1 protein-coding gene is annotated in these 368 nt (G+C 62.8%); it reads right to left on the minus strand.

Translation table 11 applies throughout. The features are described 5' to 3' along the window. Window positions 1-18: 18 nt before the first annotated feature. Window positions 19-368, minus strand: a 350-nt coding sequence (locus AUL35_RS23030) for a transposase (RefSeq protein ID WP_244493875.1), incomplete at its 5' end; no start/stop codon positions are given.

Consider the following 368-nt stretch of genomic DNA (forward strand, 5'->3'; position numbering starts at 1 on the left):
TGACGTGACCCCCGTTTTTCATCCAGCGGGAGCGAGAGTCCTGTTGTGATCTGAGCCATCGTTGATGGCGGTTACAAGAGGCCGAAGCGCTGAGCCATCGATGAGCGCAGCGTTTCGGCCGGTGGTGTCCGTGATGGCGCGTGCGTAGTCCCGAGGCGTCATCCAGCCGAGCTTGGAATGGGGTCGCTCTTCGTTGTAGTCGCGTCGCCAGGCTTCCAGGACGGCACGGGCATGCGGCAGGGATCGGAACAGGGTCTCGTTCAGAAGCTCGTCGCGCAGACGGCCGTTGAAGCTCTCGATGAAGCCGTTCTGCTGCGGCTTGCCGGGCGCAATGTAATGCCAGCCGATGCAGGTCTCGTCTGCCCAGG

This window comes from Aureimonas sp. AU4 (assembly GCF_001463765.1).
GTDB lineage: Bacteria > Pseudomonadota > Alphaproteobacteria > Rhizobiales > Rhizobiaceae > Aureimonas.